The following is a 15,048-nucleotide window of genomic DNA, read 5'->3' as shown; positions in this document are numbered from 1 at the left end:
CAGACAGGAGATATGATATGGCGATCTTGTTGGGGGTGGACACGGGCGGCACCTATACGGACGCGGTGCTGATCAGGGACGAAACCGAGGTGATCGCCAGCGCCAAGGCACTGACCACGCGCCATGATCTGGCCATCGGTATCGGCGAGGCTGTCGCTAACGTCCTGGCCGCCGGTGGTATCGCGCCGGGGCAGATCGCGCTGGCGTCTCTGTCGACGACTTTGGCGACCAACGCACTGGTCGAGGGTCAGGGCGCGCGTGCGGGTCTGATCTATGTCGGGTTTCGCGAACAGGATTTGGACGGTCATGGCCTGCGCGCCGCGCTGGGTGGCGATCCGGCGCTGATCCTCAGCGGCGGGCACAACCACGCAGGGTACCAGGCCCGCCCCTTGGATCGTGCCGCGCTGGAGGTATGGCTGAGCGAAGATCGCGGCATCTCTGCCTTTGCTGTCGCATCGCAATTTGCCACCCGCAATCCCGAGCATGAGTTGGAGGTCGCGCGCATGGTGGCGCAGTTGACCGGGCGCCCTGTTTCGTGCTCGCACCACCTGTCTGCCAAGCTGAACGGGCCGAAACGGGCGTTGACTGCGCTTCTGAATGCGCGGCTAATCGGCATGATCACGCGCCTGATCGACAAAGCCGAGGGCAAGCTGATCGATTTGGGCATCACCGCGCCGTTGATGGTGGTGCGCGGGGATGGCGCGCTCATCAGCTCAAAGCAGGCTCAAGATCGCCCGATCGAGACTATTCTGAGCGGACCCGCCGCATCCATCGTTGGCGCGCGCTGGCTGACTGGCGTTGATACGGCGCTGGTGTCGGACATCGGTGGCACGACCACCGACGTCGCCGTTCTGCGCGGCGGCAAGCCTATGATCGACCCCGCAGGCGCCCTGGTCGGTCCGTGGCGCACCATGGTCGAGGCGGTGGGGATGCGCACCACTGGCCTAGGCGGCGACAGCGAGGTGGTTGTTCAGGATGATGGCTTAGCGGGTGGCGTCACATTGGGGCCTCGTCGCGTGCTGCCTGTCGCTCTGATCGCGCACGAAGCGCGCGATATCGTCCACCGCACTCTGGATACGCAACTGCGCAGCACTGTACCGGGCGAATATGATGCCGTCTTTGTGCGGGCGGTTCCGGGTATTGATGCAGGCGGTTTGCCGCATCGTGACGCGGCTGTGTTGCAGCGAATTGTCGATGGCGGGGTGCAGTCCGCTGGCGGCGTTCTGGGATCGCGGCTGGAAGAGCACGCGCTGCGTCGATTGGTGAGGCGCGGCCTTGTGCAAGTGTCGGGCGTCACGCCCTCGGACGCCAGTCACGCCATGGGACAGGCGGATATCTGGGACGGTGAGGCGGCTGAAAAGGCGCTAACCCTGCTGGCGCGCAAGCGGACGGGATCGGGAAACCGGCTGGCCGACGACAGCGCGCAGATGGCTAGAATCATCGTAGATCAGCTGACTCATCAGACCGTGTTGGCCATATTAGAGAGTGCTTTTGCCGACGAAACCGAGTCATTTGGCCTGCCACCGGATCACTTGGCCCGCCACGTTCTAACCCAGCGGGGTCTCAACGGAACAGAGGGGCTCGTGCAGCTCAATACAAGTCTGAACGTGGCTGTCGTTGGCCTTGGTGCGTCTGCCGCCTGCTATTATCCAGCCGTCGGTGATCGGCTGGGCTGTAAGATGATCCTGCCTGAGCATGCGGGCGTCGCCAATGCCATCGGCGCGATCGTGGGCCGGGTGACCATCCGGCGCAGCGGCACCGTTACCTCGCTGTCCGAGGATCTGTTTCGCGTGCATCTGGACACCGGCCCCGAGGATTACGAGGAGGCCGATGCCGCTCTTGACGCTCTGCAAGGAGCGTTGGAGATGGCAGCACGCGCCGAGGCGCTGGCTGCGGGTGCCGAGGACATTCAGATTACCGCAACGCGCGACTTGCGCACCGCGCAGACAGGATCGCGGCAGGTATTTCTAGAAGGTGAGATCACCGTCGAGGCATCTGGTAGGCCGCGCATCGCCACTTGATCGCGGCCTATGTCGTCTACGGGCGAACTGCGCTAGTTTGATCCGGGATCGCCACATCGAAAGGATATTGTCATGCGCGCCGCCAAAGATTTCAACGCCGATATCGCCGCCCGTCTGGACGGTTTGAAAGAAGATGGCCTTTACAAGGTCGAGCGTGTCATCACCTCACCTCAGTCGGGCCGCGTATCGCTGGAAGGTGGGGCCGAGGTTATCAATCTGTGCGCCAACAACTACCTCGGTCTGGCCAACAACGCGCAGATCATTGACGCCGCGCATGAGGCGCTGGATCGCTATGGGTTCGGCATGGCCTCGGTGCGGTTCATCTGCGGCACCCAAGAAGAGCACAAGGCACTCGAGGCGCGCATTGCCGGCTTTCTGGGGACGGAGGATTGCATCCTCTATCCCAGCTGTTTCGACGCGAATACTGGCTTGTTCGAGACTATTTTGGGTCCCGAGGATGCGATCATCAGTGATGCGTTGAACCATGCCAGCATCATCGACGGCGTGCGTCTGTGCAAAGCGCAGCGCTACCGTTACGCCAACAGCGACATGGCCGATCTGGAGCGGTGTTTGCAAGAATCACAAGATGCGCGGCACCGATTGATCGCTACGGATGGCGTGTTTTCGATGGATGGCTATTACGCCAAGTTGGATCAGATCTGTGATCTGGCCGATAAATACGACGCGCTGGTGATGGTCGACGATTGCCACGCGACCGGTTTTGTCGGTGCGACAGGGCGCGGCAGCCCCGAGCATTGCGGCGTCATGGGCCGCGTCGATATTCTGACCGGCACGCTGGGCAAGGCGCTGGGCGGCGCTTCGGGTGGCTATACTGCCACATCGGCGGCTGTGGTCGATTGGCTGCGGCAACGGTCGCGCCCCTATTTGTTTTCCAACACGCTGGCGCCCGTGATCGCCGCTGCATCGCTCAGGATGTTCGATCTGGTCGAGGACGGCAGCGATCTGCGCGCGCAGCTTTGGGAAAATGCCGCGCATTTCCGCACCCGCATGACAGAGCTGGGATTCGAGCTTCTGCCGGGGGAACACGCTATCATTCCGGTGATGCTGCGCGATCCGAAACTGGCGCAACAGATGGCGACCAAACTGGGCGAGCATGGGGTTTATGTGACTGCTTTCAGCTTTCCGGTGGTGCCCAAGGATCAGGACCGCATCCGCACGCAGATGAGCGCGGGCCACACCCGCGAAATGCTGGACGAGGCGATCGACGCCTTCGAGGTGGTTGGCCGCGAACTGGGAGTGATCTGATGGACAACCGTATGAAGGCGCTGGTCAAGGCCAAGCCTGAGCCGGGGCTATGGATGGAATATGTGCCAGTCCCCGAACCGGGGCCGACCGACGTGCTGATCAAGGTCAGTAAATCCGCGATATGCGGCACTGATGTGCATATTTGGAAGTGGGACGAATTCAGCGCCAAGACTGTGCCGGTACCGATGGTCGTCGGCCACGAATTCGTGGGTGAGATCGCCGACATGGGCGCAGCAGCGACGCGTTACAAGATCGGTCAGCGTGTGTCCGGCGAGGGCCACATCGTCTGTGGTACCTGCCGCAACTGTCGCGCTGGGCGCGGTCAGCTATGCCGCAACACCAAGGGTGTCGGCGTTCATCGGCCCGGCAGTTTCGCCGAGTATGTCTGCATCCCGGAAATGAACGTCGTACCGATCCCCGAGGATGTGCCGGATGAGATCGCCGCCATCTTTGATCCGTTCGGCAACGCGGTGCATACCGCCCTCAGTTTCGATCTGGTGGGCGAGGATGTGCTGGTCACCGGCGCCGGCCCGATCGGTATCATGGGCGCGTTGGTCGCACAGAAAGTTGGCGCGCGCAAAGTGGTGATTACCGATATCAATCCTTATCGCCTGACCCTTGCGCAGGATATGGGTGTGCAACATGTAGTCGACGTGTCCAAAGAGCATCTTGGTGACGTTATGGAGCGCATCGGGATGACCGAGGGATTTGACGTGGGCCTTGAAATGTCGGGCGCTGCCGCTGCAATGCAACAGATGATCAGCCGCATGAACAACGGCGGCAAGATCGCCCTATTAGGCATCGCGCCGACCGAGTTCGCGGTTGATTGGAACAGCATCATTTTCAAGATGCTGCACGTCAAAGGCATCTATGGACGTGAGATGTTCGAAACGTGGTACAAGATGATCGCACTGGTGCAGAGCGGGCTGGACGTCAGCGGGCTGATCACCCACCGCATCGGGATCGACGATTTCGAGGCTGGGTTCGCGGCGATGATCTCGGGCAATTCGGGCAAGGTGGTTATGGATTGGACCGCAGCATGAGGGATATCGGGGCCGAGTTTCGTGCGCTTCATCGCAAGGGCGATCCGTTTTTGCTGGTCAACGCCTGGGACAAGGGATCAGCGCGCATGATGCAAGCGTTGGGTGCGTCCGCGATTGCGACGACCTCTGCGGGGCATTCGTTCAGCGAGGGCCGCATTGACGGAGGTACTCTGACGCGCGACGAGGCGCTGGAACATGCGCAGGATTTGATTTCCGCCGTATCAGTGCCTGTTTCGGGCGATTTTGAGAATGGATTTGGCGATGCGCCGGACATTGTGGCCGAAACGATTCGCATGGCGGGCGAGGTTGGGCTAGCAGGCTGTTCGATCGAGGACGGGGCACTGCCCAGTTTTGCGTCCTACGATTTCGATCTGGCGGTCGAGCGTATCCGCGCCGCCGCCAGCGCGGCTCGCGCCCTGCCGCGAGATTTCGTTTTGGTGGCACGTGCAGACGGTGTGATGACCGGGCAGTATGACTGCGCCGAGGCGATCCGCCGCATTCAGGCCTACGAGGCGGCCGGCGCCGATTGCGTCTATGTGCCTGCGCCGCCGGATAGGGACGCGTTGCGCCGCATCGTCGCCAGCGTCTCGGTGCCGGTCAATGTGCTGACCTCGGGCGCTTTCGCCACTTGCTCGCGCACTGATTTTGCCGAAATGGGGGCTGCGCGGATTTCTGTCGGTGGAGCGTTGGCGCGTGTCGCCTACGGCGCAGCGATTTCCGTCGCCAAGGACATGCTTGGCGGTGATTTCTCGGGGCTTAAACGCGCTGCTGAGGAGGAGGACATAAACAGACTGCTTACAGAGTGAGGAAACAGCCATGCCCGAAATTCAGAAAGAGGCCGGGAAAGGGGGCAAAGAACTACCCAGCCACGCCAAGGCCGTCATCATCGGTGGCGGTGTCGTCGGGTGCTCGATCCTTTACCACTTGGCGAAATTTGGTTGGAAAGACGTCGTGCTGCTAGAGCGGGACGAACTGACGTCAGGCTCGAGCTGGCATGCGGCCGGGCAGATCCACACGATCAGTTCGGACCCAAACATTAGCCGCCTGCAGAGCTATACCATTGATCTGTATAAAGAGATCGAGGAGCTTAGCGGGCATAGTGTCGGCCTGCATATCACGGGCGGTTTCTATCTGGCATCCAACAGGACGTGGTACGATTACCTCAAGCGCGAGCGATCGAAGGCGCGCTATATGGGGCTGCATCAGGAGTTTATCAGCCCCGCCGAAGTGGCCGAGCGGCATCCTCTGATCGACCCGAAACACTACCTCGCAGCCCTCTGGGACGACCAAGATGGCGATCTGGATCCGTCGGGTGCCACCTATGCCTTCGCCAAGGCGGCCAAGGTGCTGGGCGCGCAATATTTCACGCATTGCCCCGCAACAGGGACGAAACAGCGCGCCGATGGCAGCTGGGATGTAACGACACCCAAGGGCGTCATCAACGCCGAGCATATTGTAAATTGCGGCGGCCTCTGGGCGCGCGAGGTCGGGCGTATGCAGGGGATCAACATCCCAGTTCAACCGATGGAGCATCACTATCTGATCACCGAAAAGATTGACGCGGTGGCCAATCACCCCACGCGCCTGCCTTCTGGCATCGACTATGAGGCGAACATCTATTTCCGTCAGGAACGGCAGGGGATGCTGCTGGGCACGTACGAGCCGAAGGGCACGCCTTGGAAGGTGGGCGGCACGCCTTGGGATTTTGGGCATGAACTGCTTCAGCCCGATCTGGACCGGATCGCGGAGCGGCTGGAGATGTCGTTCGAGCGGATTCCAGCGATTGGTCAGGCGGGAATCAAGGATATCATCAATGGGCCGTTTACCTTTGGCCCCGATGGCAATCCTATGATCGGACCGGTGCCGGGGATGCGCAACTATTGGTGCGCGGTCGGTGTCATGGCGGGGTTCTGTCAGGGCGGTGGCGTTGGTCTGACCATGGCCGAATGGATGATCGACGGCGAGCCCAGTATCGACGTCTGGGCGATGGACGTCGCGCGCTTTGGCGATTGGGCCAGCCCCGACTGGGGTACGGTGAAATCGACCGAGAATTACGAGCGGCGTTTCGTCATGACCTTCCCGAACGAGACCCTGCCGAAGGGGCGCTTGCAAAAAACGACTGCGCTATTTGACCGGCTGGTGGCCAAGGGCGCGAGGATGGGTCAGGGCTTTGGTCTGGAACATGCGCTGTGGTTTGCGGACGGCCCCGAGGACGCGCATGAAGAGCCGACATTCGAGCGCAATCGCAGCCATGATTATGTCGCGCGCGAGGTGCAGGCCGTGCGCGAGGCTGTCGGCGGGATCGAGATTGCCAATTTTGCCAAGCATGAGGTCAAGGGGCCGGACGCGCGTGCATGGTTGAACAAGGTTCTCGCTGGCTTCGTGCCAAAGCCGGGCCGACTAACTCTAACGCCGATGTTGACGGAAAAGGGTAAGCTATACGGTGATTTGACGGTCGCGTGTCTGAGCGATGATCATTTCATGCTTTTTGGGTCCGGCGCTTTGCAAGAGGGGCATCGGCGCTGGTTCGAAAAGGCTCTGACGGGCGCTGTAGAGTACGAAAATGTCTCGGATGACTGGCATGGCATTGCTGTGTCAGGGCCAAAATCGCGCGCGTTGCTTGAGCGGATCACACGTGATGACGTTAGTGCTGAGGGATTCAAATTCCGTGATCTGCGCCAGATCTATGTGGGCGGTGTGCCGGTGATCCTGAACCGGATCAGCTTTAGCGGTGAGTTGGGATATGAAATCTACTGCCGCCCACAATACCTGCTGCGTCTTGCTGAGGCTATCGAGGCAGCGGGCGCCGATCTGGGCTATCGCTGGTATGGCGCGCGGGCGCTGATGAGCCTGCGACTGGAAAAGGGCTGGGGCGCTTGGGGTCTGGATTTCCGGCCCGATTTCGACGCGATAGAGAGCGGCATGGATGCCTTTATCAATTGGAAGAAGGATTTTACCGGTAAGGCGGCGAGCGAGGCGGCCAGAGCCGACGGAGCAAAACGGCGGTTGGTTACGATGACCATCGACGTGGATGGCATCGACGTATCGGGCGATGAGGCGATCCTGCGGGATGGCGTGGCCATTGGTTATGTCAGCTCGGGTGGATACGCGCATCACTTGGGCAGGTCGATGGCGATGGGGTATGTCGAGGTGCAACATGCAGATGCGGGCGCGATGCTGGAGGTCGAGATATTGGGCCAGATGTATCCCGCCGAGGTGCAGAATGGACCGCTTTATGACGCAAACGGTGCCAATATGCGCAGCTAACTGCGTGTGGCTTGAGTCAGGAGTTGGATATTTCAACCAAGAAAAAACCGTGGCGGCATCAAGCCCGAGTGAACCTGCTGAAATATCGGTTGGCTTTTGCCGCACGGCCCCCATCTATCTAACGCAGACCTGACAGGAGAAAGGAGCCAGCCATGACTCGTTACACAAAAGACCCAGACGCCATTGCGCGCCTGAGCCCCGAAGAGTTTCGCGTGACCCAGCAGAGCGGCACGGAGCGGCCCGGCACAGGTAAACATCTGAGCAACAAAGAGCCGGGGATCTATGTCGATGTTGTCTCGGGTGAGCCGTTATTCGCGTCTTCGGACAAGTTTGAAAGCGGCTGTGGGTGGCCCAGCTTTACCAAGCCGATTGAGCCGGCGCATGTGGCCGAACTGCGCGACGAAACGCTGGGGATGAGCAGGGTCGAAGTGCGCAGCACGCATGGCGACAGTCATCTGGGCCATGTTTTCCCCGATGGGCCGCGTGATCGGGGCGGGCTGCGGTATTGCATCAACTCGGCCTCGCTGCGGTTCGTTGCAAAGGACGATATGGAGGCAGAGGGTTATGGCGATTATCTGGACCAAGTGGAGGACGTAGCATGAGCGAAGAGCGCGCAGTTCTGGCGGGTGGATGTTTCTGGGGGATGGAGGATCTGATCCGCAAGAAGGATGGGGTTCTGTCCACGCGCGTCGGCTATACCGGCGGCGATGTGCCGGATGCGACTTATCGCAACCATGGCACCCATGCCGAGGGAATCGAAATTATCTTTGACCCCGCGCGCATCAGCTACCGTGATATACTCGAGCTGTTTTTCCAGATCCACGACCCGACAACGCCGAACAAGCAAGGCAACGATGTGGGGCTCAGCTATCGCTCGGCCATCTACTACGTCGATGAGGTGCAGCACGACGAGGCGTTGCGCACGATTGCGGATGTCGAGGCCAGCGGCAAATGGCCCGGCAAGGTAGTGACCGAGGTCGAGCCGGTCAGTGATTTCTGGGAGGCAGAGCCCGAGCATCAGGATTACCTCCAGCGTGTGCCCAATGGCTACACCTGCCATTTCCCACGCGCCGACTGGGTTCTGCCCCGCAGCTAAGCTGGCCCGCCCGGCCTTGACCTTGGTTTAGGCCGGCTGCATGGATGGCACAGAGGAGCCATACCTATGCAGCCGGTCAAGGCGATCACGCTCAAGTTATGTGCGGTCATTTTGTTCATCATCATGTCGTCGCTGATCAAGGCGGCCTCGGACGAGGTGCCGCCCGGCGAGGCGGTGTTCTTCCGCTCGTTTTTTGCCATTCCGGTGACCGTGATCTGGCTGATGATGCTGGGTCAGTTGTCGACCGGGTTGCGTGTCAAATCGATCTGGGGGCATGTGCGCCGGGGCGTGGCCGGGACGCTGGCCGTGGCGATGATGTTTGCCGGTCTGGCACTGTTGCCGCTACCCGAGGTAACGGCGCTGGGGTATACGTCGTCTCTGTTGATCGTGATCTTTGCGGCGCTGTTTCTGGGTGAAAAAGTAGGCGTTTTCCGCATCAGTGCCGTTGGCGTCGGGCTCGTCGGTGTGCTGATCATCCTTGCGCCCAAACTCAGCGTGTTTGGCGGCGCGCCGGTCGAGGCGTCTCAGATGCTGGGCGCTATCGTCGTTTTGATCGGTGCCACCTTTGCTGCCATCGCGCAAATCACCATTCGCAAACTGGTGCAGACCGAACATCCTGCAGCCATCGCGTTTTACTTTTCGGTTACGGCAACGGTTTTGTCGGCGTTGACGCTGCCGTTCGGTTGGAGCATGCCGACCGGTTGGCTAGCGATACAGCTGGTGTTGGCCGGGGTGATCGGCGGGGCAGCGCAGATTTTTCTGACCTTATCCTATCGCTACGGTGATGCCAGCGTCGTGGCACCGTTTGATTATGCCTCAATGCTGTTCGCGCTGGGCATCGGGTATTTCATATTCGACGAGGTGCCGACGGGCCCGATGCTGGTTGGCGCTGCGCTGATCTCCGCCGCAGGCATCGCCATCGTGTTGCGCGAGCATCATCTGGGCCTCAGGAGGGGTCGCGCCCGTGCGCTACGCACGCCGGAGGGATAACGTCTACGCCCCGCTCGCCCACATTGCAGCATAGACAGGCCAGAACCATGCACGCCGGAACCGGCCCAAAGGCCACCGTTTTGGCGGGTTTTGCATGATTTGCGGATGGGTGCGGCGTGGCGCGCGATGCTGAACCAGGTCAGCCAACAGTGCGCCCGCGTAGGTACCCATCGCCACGCCATTGCCGTGATAGGACATGGCGGTGAACGCGCCCGGCATCGTGTCAATTGGCCCGACATAAGGCGTTAGATCGCGCGCAATACTGAGCAGGCCATGCCAGCTATGGGGCGTTTCGACATGGCGCCATGCGGGAAACATCGTTTCAAAATGCTGGCGGATGTTGCCATGCATCCGCTCGTCGGCCCATGGCGCGCTGAACAGGCCCCCGCGCATCCCGAACAACATCCTGTTGTTTGGCATCAGCCGGAAATAGTGCAGAAAAAATCGATCGTCATAGCAGGCCTGATGGGTGGTCCAGCCTTGGGTGGTCAGCTCGCTATCGGTCATTTCGCGCGTCACCAAAACGTTGGACTGCGTCGGTAGATAGCGCCCGCGCATCCAGTCTGGCAGATCGTCCGAACTGTAACCGTTGGTCGCCACGATCAGGCGGCGCGCCTGAATGCGGGCCTCGGGCGTTTGCAAGTTGAAACTGGCGCCTCGTTCGATCCGTTGCACGGGACTGCGCGCGCGAATGCGAACGCCAGCGGCGCGCGCGGCGGTAGCAAGGCCCTGGATATACTTCATCGGATTCAGGCTACAGCCGATCGGCGTACTCATCGCGCCATGAAACGGCCCTGTCATGCCGTTTTGTGACAGTTCGTGACCCGGAACGATGGTGGGTGTGACACCGTAGTCCCGCTCGATCTCGGTCGCGCGCGCCTCGAATCCTTTGAAGGCGGCGGGTGTGTGGGCCATCACCGTTTCGCCGTCAGAGTGGCGGTCGACCTGCATCGCGTGCCGGTGGATTAGGTTGGTGGTCAGCTCGACTGCGTCGCGTTCGGCCATGCGGAATTCGCGGCGGGCGTCCTCGCCGTATCGCCGGGTCAGCGCCTTGTCGCTCGCCGCAGATCCGCCGAGACAGCAGAAGCCACCGTTGCGCCCCGATGCGCCCCAGCCGACATCTTGGGCCTCCAGCACGATCACGTCGGCGCCATCCTCAGCCAGATGCAGCGCCGCCGACAGCCCCGTGAACCCAGCGCCGATGATTGCCACATCAGCCGTTAACGTGCCGCGCGCGAGCGGATTCGGCTCTGCCTCTACGGTTGTGGGCCAGTAGCAGGTGGCGCGCGGCGCCTCGCCATAGGCGTGAGGCGGATAGATGCGCCTCATCCGCCTGCCGCACGCTCGTCTGCCTGCCGCTTCAGGCTGGCACGCTTGCTGACCAGCGATGCGGTGATGACGCCGACCGCGACGACGCTGATCATGAGGGTCGACAACGCGTTGATCTCGGGGCTGAGGCCGAGGCGGATCGACGACCAGATCTTGATCGGCAGCGTGGTCGAGGATGGCCCGGCGGTAAAGCTGGCGATGACCAGATCATCAAGGCTGAGCGTGAAGGCCAGCAACCAGCCCGAGATGACCGCAGGTGCGATGATTGGCAGCGTGACGAGGAAGAATGCCTGCATTTGCGAGCAGCCAAGGTCGAGCGCGGCCTCTTCCAGTGATTGGTCGAAACTGACGAGGCGCGAGGACACGACGACGGACACGTAGCACATCGAGAATGTCGTATGCGCTAGCACAATGGTCATGATGCCCCGGTCGATATCCAGCCCGATAAACAGCAACAGCAGCGACAGGCCCGTGATGACCTCGGGCATGACGAGCGGTGCATAGATCATGCCGGAAAACAGCGTTCGGCCCGAAAACCGGCCCGCCCGCACCAGCACCAGCGCCGCCATCGTGCCGAGGACCGTGGCGATTGAGGACGATATGACCGCCACCTTGATCGTGACCCAAGCGGCATCGAGGAACGCCTCGTTCTGAAACAACTCACCATACCAGCGGGTCGAAAACCCGGCCCAGACAGTGACTAGTTTGCTGTCGTTAAAGCTGTAGATGATCAGGATCACCATCGGCAGGTAGAGGAATGCGAATCCCAGCGTGAGGGAGGTGGCGTTGAACCATGTGACGCGTCTCATCCTTCGGCCTCCCTCTGCTTCTGCTCGTTGCGCTGGAACAGGATGATCGGGATGATCAGGATCAGCAGCAGGATCACAGCCACCGCACTGGCAACCGGCCAGTCGCGGTTGTTAAAGAACTCTTCCCACAGGACTTTGCCGATCATCAGGGTTTTCGACCCGCCCAGCAGGGAGGGAATGACAAATTCGCCGATGGTGGGGATAAAGACCAGAAAACAGCCCGCGATGATGCCGTTTTTCGACAGCGGAAACGTAACCAGCCAGAACGCGGTGATGCGGCTGCACCCCAGATCCTCGGCGGCCTCGAGCAATGATTCGTCCATGCGTTCCAGCGCGGCATAGATAGGCAGGATCATGAATGGCAGGTAAGTATATACGATGCCGATATAGACCGCGATGTTGGTATTGAGGATTGTCAGCGGCGATGAAATCACCCCGAGGCTGAGCAGGAGCTGGTTCAGATAGCCCTCGTTGCTGAGGATTCCGATCCACGAATAGACCCGGATCAGGAAGCTGGTCCAGAACGGCAAGATGACCAGCATCATCAGTGTCGGGCGCCAGTGATCGGGTGCGGCAGCCATTCCATAGGCGATCGGATAACCGACGAGCAGGGTCAGAAACGTGGCGACGAACGCGATTTTCAGCGATGATAGATACGCTTTCCAATAAAGATCGTCGGTGGCGAGAAACTCAAAATTCTCGAAATCGAGATTTGCAAAGAATTCTTTGATCCCGTCCCATCCGGCCGAGAAATCCAGCGTCGGCGTATAGGGTGGGATTGCCAGCGCGATGTCGCTGAGGCTGATTTTGAGCACGATCAGGAACGGCACCAGAAATAGGGCCAGCAGCCACAGGTAAGGGACGGCGATCAGAAGGATGCGGCGCATATCCTATCCCTCCAACAGCACACCGGCAGAATCGGTCCAACTGAGCCAGACGGGATCCTCCCAAGTGAAGCTGCGGCGCGACAGGCGGCGGGTGTTGGCCGCCTGCGCCTTGATGATCTGACCATTCTCCAGCTTGACGTGGTAGGTTGAGAGGTTTCCCAGATAGGCGATATCCAGGATTTTGCCCTGTAGCGCGTTGCGCGCGTCGGGCTTCTCAGCGGTGATCGTCACCTTTTCCGGCCGGATCGCTAGGTGGCAGGTTTGACCGTTCTGAAATTCCGTCTCCGACTCGGCATGCAGCGTCGGTTGCCCTTCGGCGAAGGCGACGTCGTAGCCGTTCCCGTTTTTGGTCGCGCGGCCCTCAATGATCGTGACGTCGCCGATAAAGTCGGCAACATAGACGGAATTTGGCGCCTCATAGATATTGGCAGGCGTATCGGCCTGCATGATCTTGCCGTCGTCCATCACCGCCACGCGGGTGGCGACGGTCATCGCCTCTTCCTGATCGTGGGTCACGATGACGAATGTTGTGCCGGTTTTTTCCTGAATATCCACCAACTCGAACTGGGTATCCTGACGCAGCTTGGCATCCAGCGCGCCCATTGGTTCGTCCAGCAGCAGCAATCTGGGCGCTTTGGCGAGGGAGCGGGCAAGGGCGACACGCTGGCGCTGACCGCCCGAGATCTGGTGCGGCTTGCGCCTGGCGAACTTTTCCAGCCGGGTCAGTTTCAGCATTTGCGCGACGCGGTCGGCGATCTCGTCTTTGGGTTTCTTGTCACGCTTGAGGCCAAACGCGATGTTGTCATAGACCGTGAGGTGCGGAAACAGCGCATAGGACTGGAACATCATGTTCACCGCGCGCTTGTTTGGCGGGATAGGGGCCATGTCCTGACCGGCCAGCAGGATCTGGCCCTCTGTCGGTTTCTCGAACCCCCCCAGCATCCGCATCATCGTCGTCTTGCCGCATCCCGACGGGCCGAGAAGGGCAAAGAATTCGCGTTCGTAGATATCGAGCGTCAGATTGTCGATGGCGGTAAAGTCACCGAAACGCTTGGTGACGTTCTTGAACTGAATCAGCGGCTTGGCCTGCGGATCGTTCCACGGCTCGAAAACGGTCTGGCTCATCGGTGCTCCCGGTCGGGTGTCAAAAAGCCCGCGCAAACCATGTCGCGCGGGCCGGGTTTCCGGGGTCAGGTGCCGGACTTGATCTTGGTCCAGAGGCGGGTGACGACGCGCTGCACCTTTGGCTCGAACGGGGTGGTGGTGTAGAGATTGCTCAGCGTTTCCTCGTCCGGATAGATCGCCGGATCGCCGATCACGTCCTCGGCCAGATACTTTTGCGCAGCCTTGTTACCGCTGGCATAATAGACATAGTTCGACGCCGCGGCGGAATTCTCTGGGTCCATGATGAAGTTCAGGAACTTGAGCGCACCATCAGGGTTGGGTGCATCCACTGGGATCGCCATCTGGTCGAACCACATCTGAGCGCCTTCCTTGGGCGCGTGAAAGGCGATCTCGACGCCATTGTCGGCCTCGGAAGCGCGGTCGCGCGCCTGAAGAATGTCGCCGGACCAGCCGATCGCGACGCAGATATCGCCGTTGGCCAGAGCGTTGATATATTCGCTGTTGTGAAATTTCTGCACATAGGGACGCACAGCCATGTAGACGTCTTCGACCTTGGCGATCACGTCGGGATCATGGCTGTCGGGCGCTTCGCCAAGGAATTTCAGCGCCATCGGGATCGTCTCGGCAGGGGCATCCAAGAAGTGCACGCCGCAATTGGCCAGCTTCTCCATGTTTTCAGGCTTGAAGATCAGATCGAGAGAGCCGACCGGCGCATCCTCGCCCAGCGCCTCGCGCACTTTTCCCACGTTCACGCCGATCCCTGTGGTTCCCCACATGTAGTTGATCGAATAAGCGTTTTCTGGATCATACTGTTCCGTGCGGCTTTCAATCAGGTCCCACAGATTGTCGTGATTTGGCAGCTTGTCCATATCCAGTTTCTGGAACGCGCCCGCAGTAATCTGGCGTTGCAGGAAGGTGCCGGTCGGCACGACCACGTCATAGCCTGACCCGCCTGCCAGCATCTTAGTTTCCAGCACTTCATTGCTATCAAAGACGTCGTAGATGAGGTCGATACCGGTTTCATTCTGGAACTTGTCCAGCAGGGCTTCGTCGATATAGTCGGACCAGTTGTAGACGCGCACCTCTTCGGCGAAGGCGGTCGTGACGGTCAGCGCGAGGGCCGCCGTTGTGGTCATGATGGTCGTTTTCATCTTCTTCTCCCGTTGGTTCGGCGATCGTGTCGCCGCTACCGCGAATTTGATCAAATTTTTTCGC

Annotated in this window: 13 protein-coding genes; 8 read left to right on the top strand and 5 right to left on the bottom strand. The window is 60.3% G+C overall.

The window, feature by feature from the left end:
• Positions 1-17 precede the first annotated feature (17 nt).
• The 8 genes from U3654_RS17760 (at position 18) to U3654_RS17725 (ending at position 9,683) form a co-directional block, all read left to right on the top strand.
• Complete coding sequence (locus U3654_RS17760) at positions 18-2,021, top strand: hydantoinase/oxoprolinase family protein (RefSeq protein ID WP_324752857.1); 2,004 nt, start codon at positions 18-20, stop codon at positions 2,019-2,021.
• 72 nt (positions 2,022-2,093) lie between these two features.
• Positions 2,094-3,287 (top strand): glycine C-acetyltransferase, encoded by a 1,194-nt coding sequence (locus U3654_RS17755; protein ID WP_324752856.1) that lies wholly within the window; start codon positions 2,094-2,096, stop codon positions 3,285-3,287.
• Between the two features lie 11 nt (positions 3,288-3,298).
• Positions 3,299-4,330, top strand: coding sequence for an L-threonine 3-dehydrogenase (gene tdh / locus U3654_RS17750; protein ID WP_416384603.1), 1,032 nt, complete (start codon positions 3,299-3,301; stop codon positions 4,328-4,330).
• Complete coding sequence (locus U3654_RS17745) at positions 4,327-5,136, top strand: isocitrate lyase/phosphoenolpyruvate mutase family protein (protein ID WP_324752854.1); 810 nt, start codon at positions 4,327-4,329, stop codon at positions 5,134-5,136. The genes tdh and U3654_RS17745 overlap by 4 nt, the downstream gene beginning before the upstream one ends.
• Before the next feature lie 10 nt (positions 5,137-5,146).
• Entirely contained in the window at positions 5,147-7,597 is a 2,451-nt protein-coding gene (locus U3654_RS17740; RefSeq protein WP_324752853.1) for an FAD-dependent oxidoreductase, read from the top strand.
• 152 nt (positions 7,598-7,749) lie between these two features.
• A complete protein-coding gene (gene msrB / locus U3654_RS17735) occupies positions 7,750-8,199 on the top strand; it encodes a peptide-methionine (R)-S-oxide reductase MsrB (RefSeq protein ID WP_324752852.1) in 450 nt (149 codons plus the stop codon).
• Positions 8,196-8,693 (top strand): peptide-methionine (S)-S-oxide reductase MsrA, encoded by a 498-nt coding sequence (msrA, locus tag U3654_RS17730; RefSeq protein WP_324752851.1) that lies wholly within the window; start codon positions 8,196-8,198, stop codon positions 8,691-8,693. The genes msrB and msrA overlap by 4 nt, the downstream gene beginning before the upstream one ends.
• A 66-nt stretch (positions 8,694-8,759) precedes the next feature.
• A complete protein-coding gene (locus U3654_RS17725; protein WP_324752850.1) occupies positions 8,760-9,683 on the top strand; it encodes a DMT family transporter in 924 nt (307 codons plus the stop codon).
• Positions 9,684-9,686: 3 nt separating this feature from the next.
• Here the strand turns inward: U3654_RS17725 and U3654_RS17720 are convergent, their stop codons facing one another.
• The 5 genes from U3654_RS17720 to U3654_RS17700 all read right to left on the bottom strand — a co-directional run bounded on the left by U3654_RS17720 (position 9,687) and on the right by U3654_RS17700 (position 14,984).
• Positions 9,687-11,012, bottom strand: a complete 1,326-nt coding sequence (locus U3654_RS17720; protein ID WP_324752849.1) for an FAD-binding oxidoreductase — start codon at positions 11,010-11,012, stop codon at positions 9,687-9,689.
• Positions 11,009-11,821 carry an ABC transporter permease gene (locus U3654_RS17715; RefSeq protein ID WP_324752848.1) on the bottom strand — a complete coding sequence of 271 codons (813 nt, stop codon included), beginning with the start codon at positions 11,819-11,821 and terminating at the stop codon, positions 11,009-11,011. Before U3654_RS17715 ends, U3654_RS17720 begins: the two co-directional genes overlap by 4 nt.
• Positions 11,818-12,708 carry an ABC transporter permease subunit gene (locus U3654_RS17710; protein WP_324752847.1) on the bottom strand — a complete coding sequence of 297 codons (891 nt, stop codon included), beginning with the start codon at positions 12,706-12,708 and terminating at the stop codon, positions 11,818-11,820. Before U3654_RS17710 ends, U3654_RS17715 begins: the two co-directional genes overlap by 4 nt.
• 3 nt (positions 12,709-12,711) lie before the next feature.
• On the bottom strand, positions 12,712-13,833 hold the full coding sequence (locus tag U3654_RS17705; protein ID WP_324752846.1) for an ABC transporter ATP-binding protein: 1,122 nt from the start codon (positions 13,831-13,833) through the stop codon (positions 12,712-12,714).
• Positions 13,834-13,898: 65 nt separating this feature from the next.
• On the bottom strand, positions 13,899-14,984 hold the full coding sequence (locus tag U3654_RS17700; RefSeq protein ID WP_324752845.1) for a polyamine ABC transporter substrate-binding protein: 1,086 nt from the start codon (positions 14,982-14,984) through the stop codon (positions 13,899-13,901).
• Positions 14,985-15,048 lie beyond the last annotated feature (64 nt).

Origin of the sequence: Roseovarius sp. Pro17, assembly GCF_035599575.1 — a bacterium.
Lineage (GTDB): Bacteria > Pseudomonadota > Alphaproteobacteria > Rhodobacterales > Rhodobacteraceae > Roseovarius.
The sequence above is the reverse complement of the archived record's forward strand: the minus strand, read 5'-3'. Positions and strand labels throughout refer to the sequence as shown.

Excerpts from the sequence above, each read along its gene's own strand:
- U3654_RS17705 (WP_324752846.1), bottom strand. The coding sequence starts at position 13,833 with ATGAGCCAGACCGTTTTCGAGCCGTGGAACGATCCGCAGGCCAAGCCG.
- tdh (WP_416384603.1), top strand. The coding sequence starts at position 3,299 with ATGAAGGCGCTGGTCAAGGCCAAGCCTGAGCCGGGGCTATGGATGGAA.
- msrA (WP_324752851.1), top strand. The coding sequence starts at position 8,196 with ATGAGCGAAGAGCGCGCAGTTCTGGCGGGTGGATGTTTCTGGGGGATG.
- U3654_RS17740 (WP_324752853.1), top strand. The coding sequence starts at position 5,147 with ATGCCCGAAATTCAGAAAGAGGCCGGGAAAGGGGGCAAAGAACTACCC.
- U3654_RS17720 (WP_324752849.1), bottom strand. The coding sequence starts at position 11,012 with ATGAGGCGCATCTATCCGCCTCACGCCTATGGCGAGGCGCCGCGCGCC.
- U3654_RS17700 (WP_324752845.1), bottom strand. The coding sequence starts at position 14,984 with ATGAAAACGACCATCATGACCACAACGGCGGCCCTCGCGCTGACCGTC.
- msrB (WP_324752852.1), top strand. The coding sequence starts at position 7,750 with ATGACTCGTTACACAAAAGACCCAGACGCCATTGCGCGCCTGAGCCCC.
- U3654_RS17725 (WP_324752850.1), top strand. The coding sequence starts at position 8,760 with ATGCAGCCGGTCAAGGCGATCACGCTCAAGTTATGTGCGGTCATTTTG.
- U3654_RS17745 (WP_324752854.1), top strand. The coding sequence starts at position 4,327 with ATGAGGGATATCGGGGCCGAGTTTCGTGCGCTTCATCGCAAGGGCGAT.
- U3654_RS17760 (WP_324752857.1), top strand. The coding sequence starts at position 18 with ATGGCGATCTTGTTGGGGGTGGACACGGGCGGCACCTATACGGACGCG.
- U3654_RS17710 (WP_324752847.1), bottom strand. The coding sequence starts at position 12,708 with ATGCGCCGCATCCTTCTGATCGCCGTCCCTTACCTGTGGCTGCTGGCC.
- U3654_RS17715 (WP_324752848.1), bottom strand. The coding sequence starts at position 11,821 with ATGAGACGCGTCACATGGTTCAACGCCACCTCCCTCACGCTGGGATTC.
- U3654_RS17755 (WP_324752856.1), top strand. The coding sequence starts at position 2,094 with ATGCGCGCCGCCAAAGATTTCAACGCCGATATCGCCGCCCGTCTGGAC.